Source organism: Micrococcaceae bacterium Sec5.7 (assembly GCA_039636785.1).
In the GTDB taxonomy this organism is placed as follows: domain Bacteria; phylum Actinomycetota; class Actinomycetes; order Actinomycetales; family Micrococcaceae; genus Arthrobacter.
The window spans coordinates 1,294,084-1,315,782 of the sequence record CP144169.1; the positions used below are offsets into that span (position 1 = coordinate 1,294,084).

Annotated in this window: 21 protein-coding genes; 18 read left to right on the forward strand and 3 right to left on the reverse strand. The window is 63.4% G+C overall.

Translation table 11 applies throughout. The features are described from left to right. Positions 1-28: 28 nt before the first annotated feature. The 5 genes from V3C33_06170 (at position 29) to V3C33_06190 (ending at position 6,464) form a co-directional block, all read left to right on the forward strand. Positions 29-1,720 (forward strand): ribonuclease J, encoded by a 1,692-nt coding sequence (locus tag V3C33_06170; GenBank protein XAS68860.1) that lies wholly within the window; start codon positions 29-31, stop codon positions 1,718-1,720. 93 nt (positions 1,721-1,813) lie between these two features. Further along, a complete protein-coding gene (locus V3C33_06175) occupies positions 1,814-4,717 on the forward strand; it encodes a DNA translocase FtsK 4TM domain-containing protein (protein ID XAS68861.1) in 2,904 nt (967 codons plus the stop codon). Positions 4,718-4,726: 9 nt separating this feature from the next. After that, on the forward strand, positions 4,727-5,383 hold the full coding sequence (gene pgsA, locus V3C33_06180) for a CDP-diacylglycerol--glycerol-3-phosphate 3-phosphatidyltransferase (GenBank protein ID XAS68862.1): 657 nt from the start codon (positions 4,727-4,729) through the stop codon (positions 5,381-5,383). After that, positions 5,380-5,874, forward strand: a complete 495-nt coding sequence (locus V3C33_06185; protein ID XAS68863.1) for a CinA family protein — start codon at positions 5,380-5,382, stop codon at positions 5,872-5,874. The genes pgsA and V3C33_06185 overlap by 4 nt, the downstream gene beginning before the upstream one ends. Positions 5,875-6,011: 137 nt before the next feature. Further along, a complete protein-coding gene (locus tag V3C33_06190) occupies positions 6,012-6,464 on the forward strand; it encodes a helix-turn-helix transcriptional regulator (GenBank protein XAS68864.1) in 453 nt (150 codons plus the stop codon). 87 nt (positions 6,465-6,551) lie between these two features. Here the strand turns inward: V3C33_06190 and V3C33_06195 are convergent, their stop codons facing one another. Further along, on the reverse strand, positions 6,552-7,061 hold the full coding sequence (locus V3C33_06195) for a MarR family transcriptional regulator (protein XAS68865.1): 510 nt from the start codon (positions 7,059-7,061) through the stop codon (positions 6,552-6,554). Between the two features lie 41 nt (positions 7,062-7,102). Here V3C33_06195 and V3C33_06200 point away from each other — a divergent pair, with 41 nt between their 5' ends. The 6 genes from V3C33_06200 to dapF all read left to right on the forward strand — a co-directional run bounded on the left by V3C33_06200 (position 7,103) and on the right by dapF (position 12,741). After that, positions 7,103-7,327, forward strand: coding sequence for a DUF3046 domain-containing protein (locus V3C33_06200; GenBank protein XAS68866.1), 225 nt, complete (start codon positions 7,103-7,105; stop codon positions 7,325-7,327). 203 nt (positions 7,328-7,530) lie between these two features. Next, positions 7,531-8,583, forward strand: a complete 1,053-nt coding sequence (gene recA, locus V3C33_06205; protein ID XAS68867.1) for a recombinase RecA — start codon at positions 7,531-7,533, stop codon at positions 8,581-8,583. A gap of 73 nt (positions 8,584-8,656) precedes the next feature. Then, positions 8,657-9,157 carry a regulatory protein RecX gene (locus V3C33_06210; protein XAS68868.1) on the forward strand — a complete coding sequence of 167 codons (501 nt, stop codon included), beginning with the start codon at positions 8,657-8,659 and terminating at the stop codon, positions 9,155-9,157. A gap of 55 nt (positions 9,158-9,212) precedes the next feature. Next, positions 9,213-10,763: a tRNA (N6-isopentenyl adenosine(37)-C2)-methylthiotransferase MiaB gene (gene miaB, locus V3C33_06215; GenBank protein XAS68869.1), complete on the forward strand. Its 1,551-nt coding sequence runs from the start codon at positions 9,213-9,215 to the stop codon at positions 10,761-10,763. Beyond that, positions 10,753-11,679: a tRNA (adenosine(37)-N6)-dimethylallyltransferase MiaA gene (miaA, locus tag V3C33_06220; protein ID XAS68870.1), complete on the forward strand. Its 927-nt coding sequence runs from the start codon at positions 10,753-10,755 to the stop codon at positions 11,677-11,679. The genes miaB and miaA overlap by 11 nt, the downstream gene beginning before the upstream one ends. A gap of 117 nt (positions 11,680-11,796) precedes the next feature. Then, positions 11,797-12,741, forward strand: a complete 945-nt coding sequence (gene dapF, locus V3C33_06225) for a diaminopimelate epimerase (GenBank protein ID XAS68871.1) — start codon at positions 11,797-11,799, stop codon at positions 12,739-12,741. Here dapF and V3C33_06230 read toward each other — a convergent pair. Beyond that, the gene (locus V3C33_06230; GenBank protein XAS68872.1) at positions 12,722-13,336 is read right to left on the reverse strand and encodes a methyltransferase; all 615 of its coding nucleotides are present in this window, start codon (positions 13,334-13,336) and stop codon (positions 12,722-12,724) included. The two genes, dapF and V3C33_06230, sit on opposite strands and share 20 nt — an antisense overlap. 330 nt (positions 13,337-13,666) lie before the next feature. On the opposite strand from V3C33_06230, the gene hflX reads away from it, so the two are divergent. After that, entirely contained in the window at positions 13,667-15,250 is a 1,584-nt protein-coding gene (gene hflX, locus V3C33_06235; GenBank protein XAS68873.1) for a GTPase HflX, read from the forward strand. After that, the gene (locus V3C33_06240) at positions 15,243-17,312 is read left to right on the forward strand and encodes an ATP-dependent DNA helicase (protein ID XAS68874.1); all 2,070 of its coding nucleotides are present in this window, start codon (positions 15,243-15,245) and stop codon (positions 17,310-17,312) included. The genes hflX and V3C33_06240 overlap by 8 nt, the downstream gene beginning before the upstream one ends. A 64-nt stretch (positions 17,313-17,376) precedes the next feature. On the opposite strand, the gene lexA is transcribed toward V3C33_06240, so the two are convergent. Then, on the reverse strand, positions 17,377-18,126 hold the full coding sequence (lexA, locus tag V3C33_06245; GenBank protein ID XAS68875.1) for a transcriptional repressor LexA: 750 nt from the start codon (positions 18,124-18,126) through the stop codon (positions 17,377-17,379). A gap of 338 nt (positions 18,127-18,464) precedes the next feature. Here lexA and V3C33_06250 point away from each other — a divergent pair, with 338 nt between their 5' ends. The 5 genes from V3C33_06250 to V3C33_06270 all read left to right on the forward strand — a co-directional run bounded on the left by V3C33_06250 (position 18,465) and on the right by V3C33_06270 (position 21,670). Beyond that, positions 18,465-18,848 carry a LysM peptidoglycan-binding domain-containing protein gene (locus tag V3C33_06250; protein ID XAS68876.1) on the forward strand — a complete coding sequence of 128 codons (384 nt, stop codon included), beginning with the start codon at positions 18,465-18,467 and terminating at the stop codon, positions 18,846-18,848. Between the two features lie 101 nt (positions 18,849-18,949). Beyond that, on the forward strand, positions 18,950-20,068 hold the full coding sequence (locus tag V3C33_06255; protein XAS68877.1) for a histidinol-phosphate transaminase: 1,119 nt from the start codon (positions 18,950-18,952) through the stop codon (positions 20,066-20,068). 58 nt (positions 20,069-20,126) lie between these two features. After that, positions 20,127-20,753, forward strand: a complete 627-nt coding sequence (hisB, locus tag V3C33_06260) for an imidazoleglycerol-phosphate dehydratase HisB (protein XAS68878.1) — start codon at positions 20,127-20,129, stop codon at positions 20,751-20,753. Next, positions 20,750-21,511 (forward strand): imidazole glycerol phosphate synthase subunit HisH, encoded by a 762-nt coding sequence (gene hisH / locus V3C33_06265; GenBank protein XAS68879.1) that lies wholly within the window; start codon positions 20,750-20,752, stop codon positions 21,509-21,511. The genes hisB and hisH overlap by 4 nt, the downstream gene beginning before the upstream one ends. Beyond that, positions 21,512-21,670, forward strand: a complete 159-nt coding sequence (locus tag V3C33_06270) for a hypothetical protein (GenBank protein ID XAS68880.1) — start codon at positions 21,512-21,514, stop codon at positions 21,668-21,670. It abuts the gene before it with no gap. Positions 21,671-21,699: the final 29 nt, after the last annotated feature.

Consider the following 21,699-nt stretch of genomic DNA (forward strand, 5'->3'; position numbering starts at 1 on the left):
CGCCCTTCCGCCTGGAAAGTAGTGCATTATGACCCAAATCGCCCTTCCCGGCCTTGTCACGCCGCCCCGCCTCCCCAAGGGCACCCTGCGGATTGTTCCGCTGGGCGGGCTCGGGGAAATCGGCCGCAACATGGCTGTCTTCGAAATCGACGGCAAACTGCTCGTGGTGGACTGCGGTGTCCTGTTCCCTGAGGAAACCCAGCCCGGCGTGGACCTGATCCTGCCCGATTTCTCCTACATCGAGAACCGGCTTGACGACATTGTGGCCGTCGTCCTGACCCACGGTCACGAAGACCACATCGGCGCCGTTCCCTACCTGCTCCGGCTGCGCAACGACATCCCCCTGGTGGGATCGCAGCTGACGCTGGCGCTCATTGAAGCCAAGCTTCAGGAACACCGGATCAAGCCCTACACCCTCACCGTCGCCGAAGGACAGGTGGAGAAGTTCGGCCCCTTCGAATGTGAATTCGTGGCCGTCAACCACTCGATCCCCGACGCCTTGGCCGTGTTCATCCGCACCGCGGGCGGCACCGTGTTGCACACCGGCGACTTCAAGATGGACCAGCTGCCGCTTGATGGCCGCATCACGGATCTCCGCCACTTTGCACGGCTGGGCGAAGAGGGTGTGGATCTTTTCATGTCGGACTCCACCAATGCCGATGTACCGGGCTTCACCACTGCCGAAAAGGAAATCGGGCCCACGCTTGACCGGCTCTTCGGCCAGGCCACCAAGCGCATCATCGTGGCGTCCTTCTCCTCGCACGTCCACCGTGTCCAGCAGGTGCTCGATGCTGCGGTCAAACACAACCGCAAGGTGGCTTTTGTAGGCCGCTCCATGGTCCGTAACATGGCCATCGCCTCCAAGCTGGGCTACCTCGATGTGCCGGACGGCATTCTGGTGGACATCAAGAACATCGACAACCTGCCGGACAACCGTGTGGTGCTGATGTCCACTGGCTCCCAGGGGGAGCCGATGGCGGCACTGTCCCGGATGGCCAACGGCGACCACCGGGTGGTGGTGGGCGATGGCGATACCGTCATTCTGGCTTCAAGCCTGATTCCGGGCAACGAGAACGCGGTCTACCGCATCATCAACGGGCTGTTGAAGCTCGGCGCGGACGTTATCCACAAGGGCAACGCCAAGGTCCATGTATCCGGCCACGCCGCCGCAGGTGAGCTGCTGTACTGCTACAACATCCTGGAGCCGATCAACGCCATGCCGGTTCACGGTGAAACGCGGCACCTGATCGCCAACGGTAAAATTGCGCTGGAGTCCGGTGTTCCCGACGAAAACATTGTTCTCGCGGACAACGGCACCGTGATCGACCTCCGGGACCACCAAGCCGACGTCGTGGGTCAGGTTGAGGTGGGGTTCGTGTACGTCGACGGGTCAAGCGTCGGGGAAATCACCGACGCCGATCTGAAGGACCGCCAGGTCCTCGGCGATGAAGGCTTCATCTCCATCATCACGGTCATCAACCGGACCACGGGCAAAGTGGTCTCCGGGCCGGAAATCCACGCGCGGGGTGTTGCCGAGGATGATTCCGTCTTCGATGAAATCATCCCCAGGATCAACGCAGCGCTTGAGGAAGCCGTGCTCAACCGCACGGACCACACCACGCACCAGTTGCAGCAGGTTGTCCGCCGCGTGGTGGGTACCTGGGTCAACCGGAAGCTGCGCCGCAAGCCCATGATCATTCCGGTGGTTCTCGAGGCCTGAGGCGGCCGGCTGGCTGCCAGCCGAAGCTGAACACAGCCGCTGATAGCCCGGAAATCCGCGGATTTGAGCGCGCGTTCGGGTACCGTGGCGGGTATGGCCACACGTACTTCGTCCGCGCCTAGAGGCAACTCCAGCGGTAAATCAGGCAGCTCCGCCAGCAGGGGCTCCGGCCCGGCCGCGTCCAAAACTAGCCGGCCGGGTGGTTCATCCGGCACCGCCCGCACCCGGAAGCTCGCCGCCGTTGAACCACGGCAGCCCTGGTTGCTGAGGGTCGCCGGGGGTACCTGGCTGGGCATCGGACATCTGGTGGGCGGCGGCATCCGCCGGATCGGCCATGACGTCAGCGACCTCGCCGCAGAGGACCGCCGCGACGGCGCGGCGCTGTTCAATCTGGCGCTCGGTGTTTTTGTTGCAACCTTCGCATGGTGGGGCCTGAAGGGCTGGTTCCCGGACACCGTCTACGGCATCGTTAACGGAACGTTCGGCTGGATGTCCCTCCTGCTGCCACTCATGCTGTTCGTCTGCGCCTTGAGGCTGTTCCGCCAGCCGGCGGACGGCCGCGGGAACAACCGCATCGGCATAGGCTTCCTCATCATGACCTTCGCCGGCTGCGGGCTGGCCCACATCATCGGCGGCCAGCCCACGGTGGCACAGGGGTTCGGCGGGCTCCGGCAGGCAGGCGGCATGCTGGGTTACCTGGCGGCGGCGCCGCTGGCTGCAATCCATGCGGCGGTCCCTGTTGCCGTGTACGGGCTGCTCGCGTTTGTATCGCTGCTGATCATCACCGCCACCCCTTTCGGTGCCATTCCCAGGCGGCTCCGCGGCGCTTACGAACACCTGATGGGCATCGACCTCCAGGAGCCGGGCGAAAGCGACGACCGCCACGACCGCAGTTACCTCTTCGAAAACGAAGCTTCCGCCGCGCCGAAAAAGAAGAAGCGCATGCGCCTTTTCGGCAAGGACGCCGACGCCGGCCTGGAAGCCTATGTGGGTGATGAAGCCTTCGAACATGCAGTCATTGACGACGACGCCCCGGCCGGTAATGGATCCAGCTCCGTGGCACCAGGCGTGCGCCGGCCCACCCGGGCCGAGATCGCCGTCGAGAAGATCAAAACCTCCCAGGGCCTTGGCGCCAAGGCGCCGGAGGGTGCAACGGAGGCCATCCCGCTGGTGACTCCGGGCATGGTGGCCGCCGGTTCCCTGAACGCGGTTGCCGGAACCCCGGCCCCAGCGGCCCCCCATGTGCCGGCCCGGCCCGTGACCGCCCCGCCCCTGCCCACCCCCATTCCCCAGCGCACGGAGCAGCTCTCGCTGGCAGGCGACGTCACGTACACGTTGCCGTCGTCGGACGTCCTGACTCCCGGTTCCATCCCCAAGGAGCGCACCGAGGCCAACGATGCGATTGTCGCGTCGCTGACCGAGACCCTGAACCAGTTCAATGTAGAGGCGCAGGTCACCGGCTTCAGCCGCGGCCCCACCGTGACGCGGTACGAAATCGAACTGTCCCCGGGCACCAAGGTGGAACGCGTCACGGCGCTGTCCAAGAACATCTCCTATGCCGTCGCCAGCTCGGACGTGCGCATCCTGAGCCCCATCCCCGGACGGTCCGCGATCGGCATCGAGATCCCCAACACGGACCGCGAGACCGTGTCACTGGGCGATGTGCTCCGGAGCCAGAATGCCCGCCGTACGGAGCACCCCATGGTGATCGGTGTCGGCAAGGACGTTGAGGGCGGCTACGTCGTGGCGAACCTCGCCAAAATGCCGCACCTCCTGGTGGCCGGTGCCACCGGTGCCGGTAAGTCTGCGTTCGTGAATGCCATGATCACCTCGATCCTGATGCGCGCGACCCCCGACGAGGTCCGCATGGTCATGGTGGACCCCAAACGCGTGGAACTGACGGCATACGAAGGCGTCCCGCACCTGATCACGCCCATCATCACCAACCCCAAGAAAGCCGCCGAGGCATTGCAGTGGGTGGTCCGCGAAATGGATGCCCGCTATGATGACCTCGCCAACTACGGATTCAAACACATTGACGACTTCAACAAGGCGGTGCGTGCCGGCAAGGTGCAGCCGCCCAGGGACTCCAAGCGTGTCATCCGCCCTTACCCGTACCTCCTGGTGATTGTGGATGAGCTCGCGGACCTGATGATGGTGGCCCCGCGCGACGTCGAGGATTCCATTGTCCGTATCACCCAGCTGGCCCGCGCCGCCGGCATCCACCTGGTGCTTGCCACCCAGCGGCCGTCCGTGGACGTTGTCACCGGCCTGATCAAGGCGAACGTGCCATCCCGGATGGCGTTCGCCACCTCCTCCGTCACGGACTCACGCGTGGTGCTGGACCAGCCAGGGGCGGAAAAACTGATCGGGCAGGGCGACGCGCTGTTCCTGCCCATGGGTGCCTCCAAGGCCATGCGTGTTCAGGGAGCCTGGGTCACCGAGTCCGAGATCCACAGGGTTGTGGAGCATGTCAAGGGGCAGCTGCAGGCTGTCTACCGCGACGACGTTGCCGTTGAGGCGCCGAAGAAACAGATCGACGACGACATCGGAGACGATCTCGATGTCCTGCTGCAGGCCACGGAGCTGGTGGTGACCACCCAGTTCGGCTCCACCTCCATGCTGCAGCGCAAGCTGCGGGTCGGCTTCGCCAAGGCCGGCCGCCTGATGGACCTGCTTGAATCCAGGGGAGTGGTGGGCCCGTCCGAAGGTTCCAAGGCCCGCGATGTTCTGGTCAAGCCTGATGACCTTGCGGCGGTGCTTGCGGCCATGAAGGGTCAGGAAGCGCCTGCAGCGCCGGATTCGCAGACCGCAGCCCTCAGCGACAACGCCAACTCAAACATCGCCCAGGGCGGCTACGCAGAGGATCTCGTGGCAACGGACCTGGAGAGCCGCAGCAAGGCTGTGGAATATTACGACGGCGCCGATGGCACCACCGGAAACTCAGGCGAGGACGACGACGGATCCGAGGACGCCTGGTCACTCACCGGGCGGTAGCCTAAGAGGGTGACTAGCACCGAAGCAACCGCGGCCGGCTCCGGCAATTCCGGAATCTGGAATCTGCCAAATATCCTCACCATGCTGCGCATTGTGCTGGTGCCGTTCTTCGTCTGGTTCCTCCTCGCGGATGCGCCGGGTCTGGAGAGCGAGTCAGGTATCTGGCGGTGGGCCGCTGTGGCGGCGTTCGCCGTCGCGATTTACACGGACAAGCTCGACGGCGACATCGCCCGCAGCAGGGGACTGGTTACCGATTTCGGTAAAATTGCCGATCCGATCGCGGACAAGTTGCTGATCGGCTCTGCCCTGGTCATGCTGTCCGTTCTGAATGAGCTGCCTTGGTGGATCACGCTGGTGATTCTGGTCCGCGAATGGGGCATCACGGCTCTGCGTTTCTTCGTGATCCGCTACGGCGTGATCCCGGCCTCACGCGGTGGAAAGCTCAAGACCGTCGTCCAGACTGCGGCCATCCTGCTCTACCTGCTGCCGTTTGGCGGCCTCGCCCCCTGGCTGGCCTGGGTAGCACTCGCGGTCATGCTGGTTGCGGTCCTGATCACGGTGTGGACCGGCGTCGAATATGTGGTGGAAGCACTCAAGCTCCGATCCCAGGGCAAACGTGCCCGTCAGTACGAAGCACAGCGTCCGGAAGCACAGGAGAAGCCATGACAAATCTGCACCGCATTGCCGAAGAAACAGTGAAAAGTGCCGTGGAGCGGGGCCTGACGGTGGCCACGGCGGAATCCCTTACCGCCGGCATGGTGGCCGCCATGCTGGCTGACACGCCGGGCGCTTCCGCCATACTGCAGGGCGGAGTGGTGTCCTACCAGAACTCCGTCAAAGCAGACGTCCTTGGCGTATCCCGCCGGCTGCTTGACGCCGTCGGCTCCGTGGACGGCGATGTCGCTGCGGCGATGGCGGCCGGTGTCCGGAAGGTCTGCGTCGCGGACATCGGGGTCTCAACCACGGGTGTCGCCGGGCCCGAAGAACACGACGGCAAGGGTGTGGGTACGGTGTTTATCGGCATCGCAACTGCTGAAGGATCCATGTCTTTCCCATACGCCTTCGAAGGAACCCGGGCCGAGATCAGGGCACACGCCTGTGCGGCCGCCCTGGACCGCCTTCTCGAAGCTCTATCTTCTCCGGGCTACCGGGCGTAAAGCTGCCGGGAACAAATCCCCGGTACCGATAGTTGTTACATTGTGTCGCCTCCGGATCCTGGAGGCGCCTAGGATGAAAAGATCACAACGGTTCGCCCCACGGTGAATCGGACTAACGAGGGAGCAAGGCGATACAGATGGTAAAGCAGCCCGTATCCGTTAACGGCGTTGTCCGCTGGAAGGATGTGGGCCTCGCCGATCAGGCCAAGAGCGAACAGAAGGGGCGCAAGATGGTTGTACTTCGTCACGAAATTGGTGATGTACTGCGCGATGTCCGCCAGCGTCAGGGGCGTACACTCCGCGAAGTCTCGCACAGCGCCCGTGTATCCCTGGGGTACCTGAGCGAAGTGGAGCGCGGCCAGAAGGAAGCATCCTCAGAACTGTTGTCCTCGATCTGCTCGGCCCTGGATGTTCCTTTGTCCAGCATGCTCCGTGAAGTCAGCGACCGCGTTGCCATCGCTGAAGGCGTAGCCGTTCCGGACACCGTGCCGCAGGAATTCTCCCAGCGCTACGGCCGTGATCTTGATCGCGACCTCAACGTTGAACTCAACAATGAACTCGCCAAGGGCCTGCTCTCAGGAGCCCGGTAACCTTAAGGCCAGAACTTATCGCAAAAGCCTCCGGCACTTCGCCGGAGGCTTTTGTTGTGTCAGCTGATGGCTACGGTGCGGAGCCCCTTAGGGCGTACCGTCTTTGGGGAAGCCGTCGCGTTCGTACGTCGCGTTGAGCTTGGCCATGTATTCGGCCAGGGTCTGAAGGTCCGCAACCGGCCATTCGCCCAGACGCTCACGGAAAACCTGGCGGCGGGCATCCTGGACCTGGTGCATCTTCTCTTCACCTTTGGGCGTGAGCCTGATGGACTGGGCACGCCCGTCCAGGGGGTCTGCCTCCTTGAACACCAGACCTATACTCTCCAGAAACGCGATCTGGCGGCTGACGGAGGGCTTGCCCACTCCGATGCACAATGCCAGATCGGTCAGCCTGATGGGCCCTTCCCTCCGGATCACCGTGAGGAGGCCATACGCCGCCGGCTCCATGTCCGGGTGGACCTCACGGGATAGCTGATGGGACACTGAGCGTGCCCGGCGCCAGAAGAGACTGATCTGGTGCTCCACCGTCTTCAGTGCCGCATCGACAGTGTCATCGGCGGAACCATGGCCACCGGGGACGTCAGCTGAGTTGCTCATGGCAACCATTCTAGAGTCCACAGCCGTGAGAGACTCTATTGGTGCGGATCAGCGACTTTTGGCGGCTTATGGATGATGAATTCGGGGCAGGTTACTCCCGGGTTCTGGGTAGTTCACTCGTCCTGGCGGGCGTCGGCGGCCGGACCGCTGACCAGGCCCTCGCGGCCGGTGTGAATCCCCGCACCGTGTGGCTGGCCGTCTGCGATGTCCAGGACGTTCCGGCGGAGCGGCGCCTGGGCCGCGACATCAAACCCGTCAGGAACTGACGCTCCCGTCCTGACACGCGGTCCTGACACGCCGCATGATTGTTCGAATATCTGTTCGGGTAAAGCTATGCTTTTCACAGTGGGTTATCCACATACCCGATGTCATCCGGTAAGAATGTCGGTGCGTGCCATTAGCGTCAGAGATGACAAATAGACGGCCACTGAGGCCACTCCAAAGCGAGAAAGCATTAGAGGTGTGAACCATGGCGGCAGCCCCGGATCGTGAGAAGGCGCTTGAAGCAGCGCTTGCGCAGATTGATAAGCAGTTCGGCAAGGGTTCCGTCATGCGGCTGGGCGATGAAGTCCGTGCCCCTATTGAGGTCATCCCCACCGGTTCCATCGCCTTGGATGTGGCTCTGGGAATCGGCGGCCTGCCCCGTGGCCGCGTCGTCGAAATCTACGGACCGGAATCTTCGGGTAAAACCACCGTCGCGCTGCACGCAGTAGCCAACGCCCAGCGCCTGGGCGGCATTGCCGCCTTCATCGACGCCGAGCATGCACTCGATCCCGAATACGCCGCAAAGCTGGGCGTGGATACGGATGCACTCCTGGTTTCCCAGCCGGACACCGGCGAGCAGGCGCTGGAAATCATGGACATGCTCATCGGCTCCGGCTCGCTTGACGTCATTGTCATCGACTCCGTGGCTGCTCTGGTTCCGCGTGCGGAAATCGAAGGCGATATGGGCGACAGCCACGTTGGCCTCCAGGCCCGTCTGATGAGCCAGGCCTTGCGTAAGATCACCGGACGCCTGAGCCAGACCAAAACCACTGCCATCTTCATCAACCAGCTCCGTGAAAAGATCGGTGTCTTCTTCGGTTCACCCGAAACCACCACCGGTGGCAAGGCTCTGAAGTTCTACGCCTCCATCCGTATCGACGTCCGCAGGATCCAGACGCTGAAGGAAGGCGCTGATTCGGTCGGCAACCGTACCAAGGCCAAGATCGTCAAGAACAAGATGGCCCCGCCCTTCAAGATCGCTGAATTCGACATCATCTATGGCCTGGGGATCTCCCGCGAGGGCGGCATCATCGACATGGGTGTTGAGCACGGCATCATCAAGAAGTCGGGTTCCTGGTTCACCTACGACGGCGACCAGCTGGGCCAGGGCATGGAAAACTCCCGCAGGTTCCTGCGTGACAACCCTGAGCTCGCCACTGAACTTGAGCGCCTCATCAAGGAAAAGCTCGGCGTGGGCGTCAAGCCGGCTGCCGAGACCGAAGCAACGCCGAAGCTGAAGGCCGTTGACGGTTTCTAGGGGCAGGCGGCGCTCGGGGTCAGGATTCGCTGGCACAGGGCCTGACGCGGAGCCAGCGGACGCCTCAGACGGGGTGGCGGATCCCGAACCCGATCTGGCTTCGGCTGCGCGGGCCATCGTGCTGCGGCAGCTGACCGGTTCCCCCAAGAGCCGGTTGCAGCTGGCCCGCAAGCTTGCAGAGCGGAGTATCCCCGAAGACGTAGTAGAGTCGGTGCTGGACCGCTTCGAAGAGGTTCAGCTTATCGATGACACCGAGTTTGCACAGCTGTGGGTCCGCAACCGCGCGCAATCCCGCAAGCTCGCCAAAGGTGCCCTGCGCCGCGAACTGGCGGACAAGGGGATCGATGCCGACACCGCGGCTCTCGCCCTGGAACAGCTCAGCGACGAGGACGAGGAATCAGCGGCACGCCAACTGGTCGAACGTAAAGTCAGGTCCGGGGTTGATTTCCCCGACCGCGCAGAGCGGGACAAAACCACGCGCCGGCTGGCGTCCATGCTGGCACGCAAGGGTTATCAGCCCTCGCATGCGTTCCGGATCGTAGGCGAGGTACTGGATGCCGCAGCCGGGCGTTGACAGGCTTCACCGCCCGCGCTGCATACAGCCCCGCCCGACCCGGTACCCTTAACAGGTGAGTTTGACCATTCCTTCCCCAGCGGCCGGCACCATCCCTTCAGCAGACATCAGCACGCTGCAGCCCCGCACCTATCAGGTGCGTACTTTCGGATGCCAGATGAACGTGCACGATTCCGAACGGATGGCGGGCATGCTCGAGGATGCAGGCTACGTGCCGGCAGACGGCAAGCAGGCGGACGTAGTGGTCTTCAACACCTGCGCCGTGCGGGAAAACGCTGACAATAAGCTTTATGGCAACCTGGGGATGCTGGCCTCGGTCAAGGAAGCCAACCCCGGAATGCAGATAGCCGTGGGCGGCTGCCTGGCGCAGAAGGACCGCGAGACCATTCTTAAGAAGGCCCCGTGGGTGGATGCTGTCTTCGGTACCCACAATGTGGGGGCTTTGCCGGCGCTTCTGGACAGGGCACGGCACAACAATGAAGCCCAGCTGGAGATCCTCGAGTCTTTGGATGTTTTTCCGTCCACGCTGCCCACCAAGAGGGACTCCGTGTACTCGGGATGGGTGTCCATCTCGGTCGGCTGCAACAACACATGTACGTTCTGCATCGTCCCGGCGCTCCGGGGCAAGGAGAAAGACCGCCGGCCCGGCGACATCCTTGCCGAGATCCAGGCGCTTGTCGACGACGGTGCCATTGAAGTGACGCTCCTGGGCCAAAACGTGAATTCGTACGGCGTCGAATTCGGAGATCGCCAGGCGTTCTCCAAGCTCCTCCGCGCCTGCGGCGAAATCCCGGGCCTGGAAAGGGTGCGCTTTACCAGCCCCCACCCGGCAGCTTTCACCGACGACGTCATCGACGCCATGGCCGAAACCCCCAACGTCATGCCCCAGCTCCACATGCCGCTTCAATCCGGCTCGGACAAGGTACTCAAGGACATGAAGAGGTCCTACCGCTCCACAAAGTTCCTCGGGATCCTGGACAAGGTGCGCGAGAAGATTCCGCACGCTGCCATTTCCACGGACATCATTGTGGGCTTTCCAGGCGAGACGGAAGAGGACTTCCAGGCAACGCTCGACGTCGTGGAAAAGTCCCGTTTTGCCACCGCCTTCACGTTCCAGTACTCCAAGCGGCCCGGCACGCCCGCGGCGGACCTCCCGGATCAGCTCCCCAAGGCAGTTGTCCAGGAGCGGTTTGAACGGCTGACCGCTTTGCAGGACCGCATCGCCGCCGAAGAGAATGCAACGCAGCTCGGTCGCCGGGTCGAAGTTATGGTCACTGCGCAGTCGGGCCGGAAGGCTGAGGAAACGCACCGGTTGTCCGGCCGTTCCCGGGACCAGCGGCTGGTACATTTCTCAGTCCCTGAAGGCGCCCAGGCTCCCCGCCCAGGCGATTTGGTGACAGTCACCATCACCGATGCGGCGTCCTTCCATCTGGTCGCCGATCCCACGGTTGCCGATTACACGCTCAGGCGGTCCCGTGCAGGCGACGCCTGGGACAGGTCGCTGGCCGATTCCTGCGGCGCGCCGGTGCCCGGCGGCGCCGGCAACAACGCCCGGAAGGCCGGCGTTTCGCTGGGTATGCCTTCTTTGCCTCTTCGTGCCCTCTGAAGCAGTGGCCGCTGACAGGCAGGCACCGCCGCCCGTCATAGCCGTGGTGGGGCCAACCGGCTCGGGAAAGTCGGACCTCGCCGTGGAGCTGGCGCTCCAGCTGGACGGCGAAGTGATCAACGCCGACTCCATGCAGTTCTACCGCGGTATGGACATCGGCACGGCAAAAATCAGTCTGGCCGAGCGCAGGGGAGTACCGCACCGCATGCTGGATACGCTCGACGTGACTGAGGAAGCCAGCGTCTCGGATTTCCAGAAGCAGGCCCGAACCGCAATTGCTGACATCCACGGCCGGGGCAAGCGTGCAATCCTTGCGGGCGGATCCGGACTCTATGTCCGCGCAGCACTGGATGTCCTCGATTTCCCCGGCACGGATCCGGACATCCGGACCAGGCTTGAAGCCGAGCTGGAGTCAGCTGGCCCCGCGCCACTGATCGACAGGCTGCGGGCAGTCGATCCCGTGTCCGCCGGTAGAGTCGCGGACTCCCGCAGAGTGATTCGCGCCCTGGAAGTTTTTGAACTGACGGGCCGCCCGTTCAGCTCGTTTATGCCCGGACGCGATTATTACCAGCCGGCGGTCCAGATCGGGCTTGAGGTGGACCGGGAGTTGCTGCGCGAACGACTGGCCCATCGCGTCCATGGGATGGTCAGCAACGGGCTGCTCGCGGAAGTGAAGCGGCTTGATGCGGCCGGTCTGCGCCGCGGCAGGACCGCACCGCGTGCGCTGGGCTATGCCCAGTTCCTCCGAGTGCTGGACGGCGAATCCGATGCGGGGCAGGCCGCGGAGGAAACGATTGTAGCCACCAGGCAGTTCGCCAGGCGGCAGCTGACCTGGTTCCGCGCTGACCCCCGGATCCACTGGCTGGACTGGCAGGACCCGGAACTGGTCGCCAAAGCAGCCGCGCTCTGCCACTGACTTGTTCGCCCTGCGCCGCTGCCCCAGCGCCGCTGCCACGGACACCGCCCCCACCGACGCCGCTGCAGTCGGCCGCTGATTTCCCGGGCAGCCCCGGCATGCCGGTAACCTTGAACCATGGATGAGACCCTCGAAGCGACCCCTGCGCGAACCGACTCTGACCTGAGCGGTCTCCGCTTCTCGAAGGGGCATGGAACGGGCAATGACTTTGTTCTCATCGCGGATCCTGAAGGCATCCACACGATCACAGCAGGCCAGGTCGCCGCGCTCTGCGACCGGCACCGCGGAATCGGCGGAGACGGCCTGATCCGCGCCGTGCCGTCGCGCCTCCTCCCCGAGGGCCAGGAACTCCTGGCAGCCAGTCCGGACGCCGAATGGTTCATGGACTACCGCAACGGAGACGGCTCACTGTCGGAAATGTGCGGCAACGGTGTCCGGGTGTTTGTGCATTTCCTGATCGCCGAAGGACTGGTGAAGCTTCCGGCCGGCGGCTCTCTGAACATCGGCACCCGGGCCGGAATCAAGTCCGTTGTCCGCACCGGCGACGGCTATGCTGTGGATATGGGGCCGTGGGAGTTCATCTTCCCGGGTGACGCAGCCGCCAAGGCCATGGACTCACTCGTCACCGCCGACGGCCTGGAAGTCCCGCGTCCGGCGCTGTCCGTCAGCATGGGCAACCCCCACACTGTGGTGGCCCTGGCGGAGTTGTCCGAGCTGGAGGCAACACGGCTGTTCACGGCGCCGGTCGTCGATCCCGTGCCCGCCAACGGCACCAACGTGGAATTTGTGGTGCCGGCCGAGCCGCTGGTCAACGACGGCGTGGGAACAGTCACCATGCGCGTCCACGAGCGGGGCGTGGGCGAAACCCAGTCGTGCGGCACCGGAGCCTGCGCTGCAGCCGTGGCGACCCGTCACTGGGCGGGGACCAGCGCACCGGATGCCTGGCACATTAACGTTCCTGGCGGCGTCGTCGGCGTTAAATTCTTTCCCGGGGCGGCCGGCCGCGAACATGTTGAACTGAGCGGGCCCGCGGTGATCGTGGCTAGCGGGACGCTTTCCTGACGCGCAGGATCCTGAATGATTTTGACGTGCTTTCGCGGCTGACGGTGAACGACTCGTCCAATTCCTCGGCCAGCCAGCGCTGAAGGGAATCCGCGCCCAGGTTCTTCTGGACCACCAGCCAGGCGGAACCTCCAGCTGCCAGCCGGGGCAGCCACAGCTTCAGCAGCGAATGCAGCTCATCCTTGCCGATCCGGATGGGTGGGTTGGACCAGATTGTGTCGAAACGCACCTCCGGATCCACCGCCTCCGGCGTGCTGGCTGTGAGGTGGTCAAGCCCCAGTAAAGCGGCATTTTCATTGGTCAGCGTTACGCAGCGCTCATTGACATCCACGGCATAGACACGTGCATGGGGAGCTCGGAGAGCCATGGTAAGGGCGATCGGACCCCAGCCGCAGCCGACGTCCAGGAGATTGCCCTTCGGCGAGGGAGCAGGAGCATCGGCGAGCAGCACTGCGGTTCCCTTGTCGATTCCGTCAGGGCTGAAGATGCCCGACGACGTCTGCAGCCTCCGCTTTTCACCAGCCAGTTCCACGGTCAGCGACTTGCGGGTGAAGGGCCCTGCGGGCGATGCGCTGAAATAGTGTGCAGACTCCATAACTGGCCAGATTAGTTGGCCTCGGGCCCGAAGGGAAACCAGCGGGATGGCCGTCTGCTAATCTTGAAGGCATGTTCATGATTTTTGAGTAGCCGGACCGGGCACAGCCCCGTCCCGCAGCGACGCAGGTAATCACCTTCCGCTCAGTGCGCCATTAGGCGCCCGTCACACTCATTTCCAATTTCGGAACCACTTCTTCCTGCCTCAGCACGGCTGCCGCAGGCACTTCAGGAGGCCTGGATGACCAATAGTCATCAGCCCAGCGCGAATACCGCACCACAGACAAACAATCGGCACTATTCTGAAGGTGCCGAACCTTCAAAGGAGACCATGACCAGCCAGCACAACCCCGGGTCCGATTCAGCTGCCCAGGACATGAGTCCTGAGGAGATCCAGGCTGTCATCGACCGGATTCTCTCCAAGGATGTCCCGGCCAGGAACGTCTCCCGTACGGACGCCGACGCAGGGGACGCGGACAGGCGGGCCCTGTTCGGCAAGGCCCAGGCAATCTCACGACTGGACGAGGAACACACCAGCTACGACGGCGATCAGCAGGACCTGGAAGAACGCCGCGCCTTGCGCCGTACAGCGGGTCTCTCCACGGAACTTGAGGATGTCACAGAGGTCGAATACCGGCAGCTGCGACTGGAACGTGTGGTCCTTGCCGGGTTGTGGAGCGAAGGCACACTCGCGGACGCAGAGAACTCGCTGCGCGAGCTCGCCGCCCTTGCCGAAACTGCCGGCTCCGAAGTCCTTGACGGACTGGTCCAGCGCCGCGCCAAGCCGGACCCCGGAACGTTCCTGGGGTCAGGCAAAGCGCTGGAACTCAAAGAGATCGTGACGTCCACGGGGGCGGATACCGTGGTGGTGGACGCCGAGCTGGCTCCGTCCCAGCGGCGCGGCCTTGAGGACATCGTCAAGGTCAAGGTCATTGACCGCACAGCACTGATTCTGGACATCTTTGCGCAGCATGCCAAGAGCCGTGAAGGCAAGGCGCAGGTTGAGCTGGCACAGCTGGAATACCTCCTGCCGCGCCTGCGCGGCTGGGGCGAATCCATGTCCCGCCAGGCCGGTGGCCAGGTGGGCGGCGCGGGCGCCGGCATGGGCTCACGTGGCCCCGGTGAAACCAAGATCGAGCTGGACAGGCGCCGGATCCGCACCCGCATGGCCAAGCTGCGGCGCGAGATAGCCGCAATGAAGCCGGCTCGCGAGACCAAACGGGCCAACCGCCGTCGAAATTCAGTTCCGTCAGTGGCCATTGCCGGTTATACCAACGCCGGAAAATCCTCGCTCCTGAACAGGCTCACCGACGCCGGGGTCTTGGTCGAAAACGCGCTGTTCGCCACCCTTGACCCCACCGTCCGCAAAGCTGAGACCGCGGACGGACTTGGCTACACCCTGGCTGACACCGTGGGATTTGTCCGGTCGCTTCCCACCCAGCTGGTGGAGGCATTCCGGTCCACGCTGGAGGAAGTGGCTGATTCGGACCTCATCCTGCACGTCGTGGACGCCTCGCACCCGGATCCGGAAGGTCAGATCGCTGCCGTCCGCGCCGTTTTCAGCGAAGTGGATGCACGCAAGGTCCCCGAGATCATCGTACTGAACAAGGTGGATGCCGCTGATCCGTTTGTGGTGGAGCGGCTTAAGCAGCGCGAACCGCGCCATGTTGTGGTGTCTGCCCGAACGGGACAGGGAATCGCGGAACTGCTCAAGGCTATCAGCGAAGCCATTCCCAGGCCCGGCGTCAAACTGGAGCTGCTCATCCCTTACGACCGCGGTGATCTGATCAGTAAGATCCACGACGCCGATGCAGAGATCCTCAGCCTGGATCACGAAGAAAACGGCACCCGCGCCGTGGTTATGGTCAGGGAGGGCCTCGCGGCTGAACTGGAATCATTCATCAGCAATGACTGAGCTGGTGGCGGGGGAAATCGAAGGCTCGGCAGGCGAGCAGTTCGTGATTGAGCTGCTCGACCGGGCCGTTGCCGGCATGGGTGGCCAGAGCCGCAGCGGCCAGCATGAGATGGCCAGGCAGGTAGCACGGGCGATCGAAACCGGCGACCACCTGCTGGTGCAGGCAGGCACAGGCACGGGTAAGTCGTTGGCCTACCTGATTCCGCTTATTGCGCATTCACTGGTCAGCGACAAACCCACTCTGGTGTCCACCGCCACCCTGGCACTCCAGACACAGATCGTCGGACGGGATCTTCCCCGGTTGCTGGAGACCATCACGCCGGCGCTCGAAAGGCCTGTGAAGATAGCGCTCGTCAAAGGACGCTCCAACTATGTCTGCAGGCACAAGGTTGAAGGCGGCTTCCCCTCTGAGGAGCCCTCGGAAGGCCAACTGTTTTCCCTGGGTGAGGACACCAGTGTCCCGCATTTCGCGGCAGCCATCGGGGGTCCGTCGTCGCAGTTCGGGAAGGAGGTTGTCCGGCTGCGCGAATGGGCCGAAAAGACAGCCAGCGGAGACCGCGACGAACTCCTGCCGGGTGTGACGGACCGTGCCTGGCGCCAGGTGTCGGTCACATCCATGGAGTGCCTCGGGGCGCAGAAGTGTCCCCTCGCGGCGGAGTGTTTCAGCGAACTTGCGCGGCAGAATGCAGCCGAGGCCGATGTTGTGGTGACCAACCATGCCATGCTGGCCGTCAGCGCGTTCGAAGGGCTTGCCGTCCTGCCTGAGTACGACGTTGTTGTGGTTGACGAGGCCCACGAGCTGCAGGACCGTGTGACCGGGGCTGTCTCCGGCCAGCTCTCCGTGGCCATGGTCCAAGCCGCCGCGTCCGGTGCCCGGAAGAATACAGGCATCACCGTGGACGCCCTCAACGCTGCGGCCGCCAACCTGGAGCTCGCCCTGGCCGGGGTGGCCAGCGGGCTCCTGCCCAACGGGCTCAATGACGAACAGCTCGACTGCGTTGACCAGCTCCGCGAAGCCTCCAGGGCAGCGCTGTCCGATTCCAAGGGGGACAGTGCAAACACAGCCGACGGCGGGAGGCAACTGGCACGTTCACGTCTTCTGGTGATTCTGGAGCTGTGCGAGCGGCTGATCGCCGCTCGGGAAAACCGTGAAGTGGTGTGGTTTTCCCGGAACAGTACCTTTGACCCGCAACAGGGTTACTCGCAACCCGACGAAACGTCTCCTGCGCTCATCAATGTGGCCCCGCTCAGCGTGGCGGGCCGCCTCCGGGAGGGCCTGTTTGCCGGACACACCGTAGTGCTGACCTCAGCCACTCTGGCCATTGGCTCAGCCTTTGAACCGCTAGCAGGGGGCCTGGGGCTGGTGGGCGACGGAGCTCCGAGGTGGACGGGCATCGACGTCGGCTCACCGTTCGATTACCCCAAGCAGGGCATTCTGTACGTGGCCGGGCACTTGCCCAAGCCTGGCCGGGGCACCTCTCCCGACGCACTTGATGAACTCGAAGCGCTGATCCGTGCATCCGGCGGCGGGGCACTGTGTCTCTTTTCGTCGCGGAGGGCCGCCGAAGACGCCGCCGAGGCCATGCGCCCACGCCTCGACGTCAGTATTCTCTGCCAGGGTGACTCCACGATGACTTCCCTTGTGAAGCAGTTTGCCGACGAACCCGATACCTGCCTGTTCGGCACCATGTCGCTGTGGCAGGGTGTGGACGTTCCCGGCGGTTCCTGCCGGCTGGTGGTCATTGACCGCATCCCGTTTCCGCGACCGGACGATCCGCTGATGACAGCGCGTTCACGCGCCGTTGCGCAGGCCGGAGGCAACGGTTTTATGTCCGTTTCCGCCACGCACGCTGCCATCAGGCTGGCCCAGGGCGCAGGAAGGCTCATCCGTTCCACGGGGGACAGGGGTGTGGTGGCGGTACTGGATTCCCGCCTGTCCACGGAACGCTACGGCGGATTCCTCCGGGCGGCACTGCCGCCGTTCTGGCCCACCACAGACCGAAAAATTGCGTTTGCCGCGCTGGAAAGGCTTGCCAGGGAGCAGTCCTTAGCACAGTCCTGATCAGTAGCCTCGACGCCAGGAGTCCTGATCCCGGCGGGTGGGATGCTGCGTGAGCCGGAAGACATCAGAGGGAACGAAGTACTGAAACAACTTTGCCCATGATGGTGGCATGGTCGCCGAGTATGGGCTCGTACTGCGTGTTCTGCGGCAGAAGCCAGGTATGGCCGTCACGCTGGCGGAAGGTCTTGACGGTGGCTTCGTCATCCAGAAGCGCAGCCACGATGTCACCATTGACGGCGTCACTTTGCCTGCGCACCACCACCCAGTCGCCGTCGCAGATTGCCGCGTCCACCATGGAGTCACCGGCAACCCTCAGCATAAACAGTTCGCCGTGACCCACCAGCTGGCGTGGCAGCGGCATAACGTCCTCAATCACCTGATCGGCAAGGATGGGGCCACCGGCCGCGATCCGGCCCACCAGGGGCACCATCGCGGTATCCATGGCGCTGGCCAGCTCCGAAACGGACGCGCCGCCAACGCTGTGCAGCCGGTTGTTCTTCCCTGCACCGGATGACTTTGCGTTGCCACCGTCCAGGGTGAGCGGCATCAGCACCTCCATGGCGCGCGGACGCTTGGGGTCACGACGCAAATAGCCCAGTTTTTCAAGCTGTGAAAGCTGATGCGTGACGCTGGACAGACTGGCCAGTCCGACGGTGTCTCCGATCTCACGCATGGACGGGGGATAGCCGTTGTCATTGACGGACCGCTGGATGGTTTCCAGGATCTTCTTCTGCCGGACGGTCAGTCCCTTGGGCGTCCGTTGTGGCTGCTGGCCCCGCTGGGTAGCCCTGCCACTGGAGGCTTGTGCTGCCATGTTCGCCAACGCCTTTCGGTTGCACCCGGCATCCGCGGCTGCAGTTGCCGGGAACACCTGGTCTGAAATTGTCAGACCCTGCTGATCAACTGCAGAGGTGGTTGTTATCTGACTCCAAACGTAGGCCAGCCGCAAAGCTTTTTCAAACATTTGTTCTAGCGAGTCTCGACAATATTCGTTGATAAGTGCTAAAACTGAAATAGCAAAGTTCGAACATGTGTTCTAGTTGATTTCCTGTCGCGAGCGGACATTCGAAAATCCGGGCGCCACAGCAACGCCGGGCAGGCAGTCATACAGGCACACCGGGCAGCACAGCATGGTCCAGGAGGGCTCAGTTCATGTCAGCTACATCAGCATTTCAGGATTTAATCTCACAGCCGCCGTCAGAGCCGTCGGTCAGAAGGGCGCAGCGGAGGCTCCGCCTGACCCATCGTGGCCGGATCGTTCTCATCGGCCTGCCGCTCGTCGTGCTGGTGGCCATCCTGATGTCGCTGGCCGGGTTCTTCAACGCACCGGCCAAAGCTGCGGATTCTGCGGCGGACCTGTCGGCGACGCCTACAGTCTCCGTGACAGTCCAGGCGGGCGAGTCCCTTTGGGCCATTGCTACGGCCGTTGCACCTGAGCGGGACCCCCGAGATGTGATTGCGGATATCGTGCAGCTCAACAATCTTGACGCCGGTCGCGTGATGCCTGGCCAGCAGCTCTTCGTCCCGTTCAAGTAGGCGTCCCTCCAATTGGATTGCCCCGTCCAAGGACGAGCTTTCAGCAGGGCTTCAGGACGTCATATTTTCCGGGCACCGGCCCGGGCACTTAAACTGTTCAGGTGAGCGACCAGCTAGAACGCCTAAACCGACTTCCCCTCCGGACCAATCTCCGCGGACTGAGCCCCTATGGTGCCCCGCAACTGGATGTCCCCATCTTGCTCAACGTCAACGAAAACACCCATGGTGTCCCGGCTGATGTCCGGGCAGCCATCGCCGAGGCTGTTACGGAAGCCGCTGCGGGACTCAACCGCTACCCGGACCGGGAATTCACTGAACTGAGGGAAGCGCTGGCCGAGTACCTGGGTCACGGTCTCGCAGCGGAAAACATCTGGGCAGCGAACGGCTCCAATGAAGTGCTCCAGCAGATCCTCCAGGCGTTCGGAGGTCCGGGTCGCAAAGCACTGGGATTCCCGCCCACGTATTCCATGTACCCGCTGTTGGCCAGCGGAACTGACACCGAATACATTGCGGGCCGGCGCGCCGAAGGCTACGGACTGAGCGCCGAATCCGCAGCGCAGCAGGTCCGGGAGCTGCAGCCGAACATCGTCTTCCTGTGCTCACCCAACAACCCCACCGGCACGGGCCTCGGCCTGGATGTTGTGGACGCCGTTTACGCGGCGGGCGAGGCCAGCCAGACCATCGTGATCGTTGACGAGGCCTACCACGAGTTCGCACACGACGGCACGCCCAGCGCCCTTACGCTGCTGCCGGGCCGGGAACGCCTCATCGTCTCCCGCACCATGAGCAAGGCGTTTGCCCTGGCCGGAGCCCGCCTTGGCTACATGGCTGCAGCACCGGAAGTAGCTGACGCCCTTCGGCTGGTCCGGCTTCCGTACCACCTCTCCGCTATCACCCAGGCAACAGGACTTGCGGCGCTGCGGCACCGGGAGGCGCTGATGGCCGACGTCCGCGACATCAAGGACCAGCGGGACCGGATCGTCACGGAACTCACCCGGATGGGACTCAAACCCGCAGCCTCGGACTCCAACTATGTCTTCTTCGGGGGTCTTGCAAACCCGCATGACGTCTGGCAGGGCCTGCTGGATTCCGGTGTTCTGGTCAGGGACATCGGAATTCCGGGGCACCTGCGCGTTACGGCCGGCACTGAGACGGAAACCACAGCATTCCTCCAGTCACTCGAAAGCATCCTGAACCGGCAGGCCGCGCTCCCGGCCTAAACTGGAGACTCCACCCCGTCACGTCTTCACCACTCCTTCGTCTAAAGGACACATCAACATGAGCGACCCCGGATCCACGGCTGCCGAGGCCCGGACAGCACGCATGGAGCGTGCCACCAGCGAATCTTCCGTTCTGGTAGAGATCAACCTCGACGGTACCGGCGTATCGGACATCAGTACTTCGGTTCCTTTCTACGACCACATGCTGACGGCCTTCAGTAAGCATTCACTCATTGACATGACGGTCAAAGCCACCGGTGACACCCACATTGATGTGCACCACACTGTGGAGGACGTAGCCATTACGTTCGGCGAAGTGCTCCGCACGGCGTTGGGCAACAAGGCAGGTATCCGCCGTTTCGGCGAAGCGACCATTCCGCTGGATGAGGCGCTGGCCCATGCGGTGGTGGACGTGTCCGGACGCCCGTACCTCGTGCACGGTGGGGAACCTGCCGGCCAGGAATACCACCTGATCGGCGGCCACTTCACGGGCTCGCTGACCCGCCATGTTTTCGAGGCCATTACCCTGCACGCCGGAATCTGCCTGCACATGAACGTCATTGCAGGCCGGGATCCCCACCACATCGTGGAGGCACAGTTCAAGGCATTTGCGCGGGCGCTTCGTGCTGCCGTGGAACCGGATCCGCGGGTTCATGGCATTCCGTCCACCAAGGGCGCCCTGTGACGGGCAAAATCCTTCAGGGGGGCACCATCGTGAATCCGGCCGCCTCGGCGAAGCCATCGTCGCCGGAAGGGAAACCGACTGTCACCGTCCTGGACTACGGTTCCGGCAACGTCCGTTCCGCCGTCCGTGCGCTTGAACGGGCCGGCGCCGAAGTCATCCTCAGTTCCAAGCCGGAGGACGTCCTTAACGCGGACGGCCTCCTGGTTCCCGGCGTGGGAGCCTTCGAAACTGTCATGCGGGAGCTGAAATCCGTGGATGCCATCCGGATGATCGGCCGCCGGGTTGCCGGTGGCCGGCCTGTCCTGGGCATCTGCGTCGGACTTCAGGTTCTCTTCGAGGCCGGGGTGGAACACGGCACGGAGTCTGTGGGCATGGGGGAGTGGCCCGGCACAGTCGAGCTTCTTCCTGCGGAAGTTGTCCCGCACATGGGCTGGAACACAGTGAAGGTACCGGGGGGTTCCAAGCTGTTTGAAGGCGTGGAGAACGAGCGCTTTTACTTCGTTCACTCGTATGGGGTCCAGAAATGGGACTTCGAGGTTTTGCAGCCCCGTATGACTCCGCCCCTGGTCACCTGGTCGGAACACGGCGCCCCGTTCATTGCCGCCGTGGAGAACGGGCCCCTTTGCGCCACTCAGTTCCACCCGGAGAAGTCGGGTGACGCCGGTGCGCGTCTCCTGCGCAACTGGGTCTCTGGCCTCCGCAAGGTTTCCGCTGAACCGCTTCCCGGACAGAATCCCACCGCGGAAGAGGCCTCCTAGATGTGGTCCATTGTGCTCATGGGACTCGCCGGCGTGCTGGTGGGGGGCGCCCTGTCCTTCAAACAGCAAAACAAGCCGCTCTGGACCCAGATAGTGTTCTACGTCCTAGCCGGGATGGCACTGCTGGCGGCCTATCTGCTGACTTTGCCGGGCAACTGACTCGCCGTGCCCGTTCCCCACGATCAACT

Bases quoted from the DNA above. Each gene is read 5' to 3' on its own strand.
- V3C33_06190 (XAS68864.1), top strand. From the start codon at position 6,012: ATGGTAAAGCAGCCCGTATCCGTTAACGGCGTTGTCCGCTGGAAGGAT.
- V3C33_06195 (XAS68865.1), bottom strand. From the start codon at position 7,061: ATGAGCAACTCAGCTGACGTCCCCGGTGGCCATGGTTCCGCCGATGAC.
- hflX (XAS68873.1), top strand. From the start codon at position 13,667: ATGACCAGCCAGCACAACCCCGGGTCCGATTCAGCTGCCCAGGACATG.
- hisB (XAS68878.1), top strand. From the start codon at position 20,127: ATGAGCGACCCCGGATCCACGGCTGCCGAGGCCCGGACAGCACGCATG.
- lexA (XAS68875.1), bottom strand. From the start codon at position 18,126: ATGGCAGCACAAGCCTCCAGTGGCAGGGCTACCCAGCGGGGCCAGCAG.
- V3C33_06250 (XAS68876.1), top strand. From the start codon at position 18,465: ATGTCAGCTACATCAGCATTTCAGGATTTAATCTCACAGCCGCCGTCA.
- V3C33_06185 (XAS68863.1), top strand. From the start codon at position 5,380: ATGACAAATCTGCACCGCATTGCCGAAGAAACAGTGAAAAGTGCCGTG.
- V3C33_06230 (XAS68872.1), bottom strand. From the start codon at position 13,336: ATGGAGTCTGCACACTATTTCAGCGCATCGCCCGCAGGGCCCTTCACC.
- V3C33_06175 (XAS68861.1), top strand. From the start codon at position 1,814: ATGGCCACACGTACTTCGTCCGCGCCTAGAGGCAACTCCAGCGGTAAA.
- recA (XAS68867.1), top strand. From the start codon at position 7,531: ATGGCGGCAGCCCCGGATCGTGAGAAGGCGCTTGAAGCAGCGCTTGCG.
- V3C33_06270 (XAS68880.1), top strand. From the start codon at position 21,512: ATGTGGTCCATTGTGCTCATGGGACTCGCCGGCGTGCTGGTGGGGGGC.
- dapF (XAS68871.1), top strand. From the start codon at position 11,797: ATGGATGAGACCCTCGAAGCGACCCCTGCGCGAACCGACTCTGACCTG.
- V3C33_06240 (XAS68874.1), top strand. From the start codon at position 15,243: ATGACTGAGCTGGTGGCGGGGGAAATCGAAGGCTCGGCAGGCGAGCAG.
- V3C33_06170 (XAS68860.1), top strand. From the start codon at position 29: ATGACCCAAATCGCCCTTCCCGGCCTTGTCACGCCGCCCCGCCTCCCC.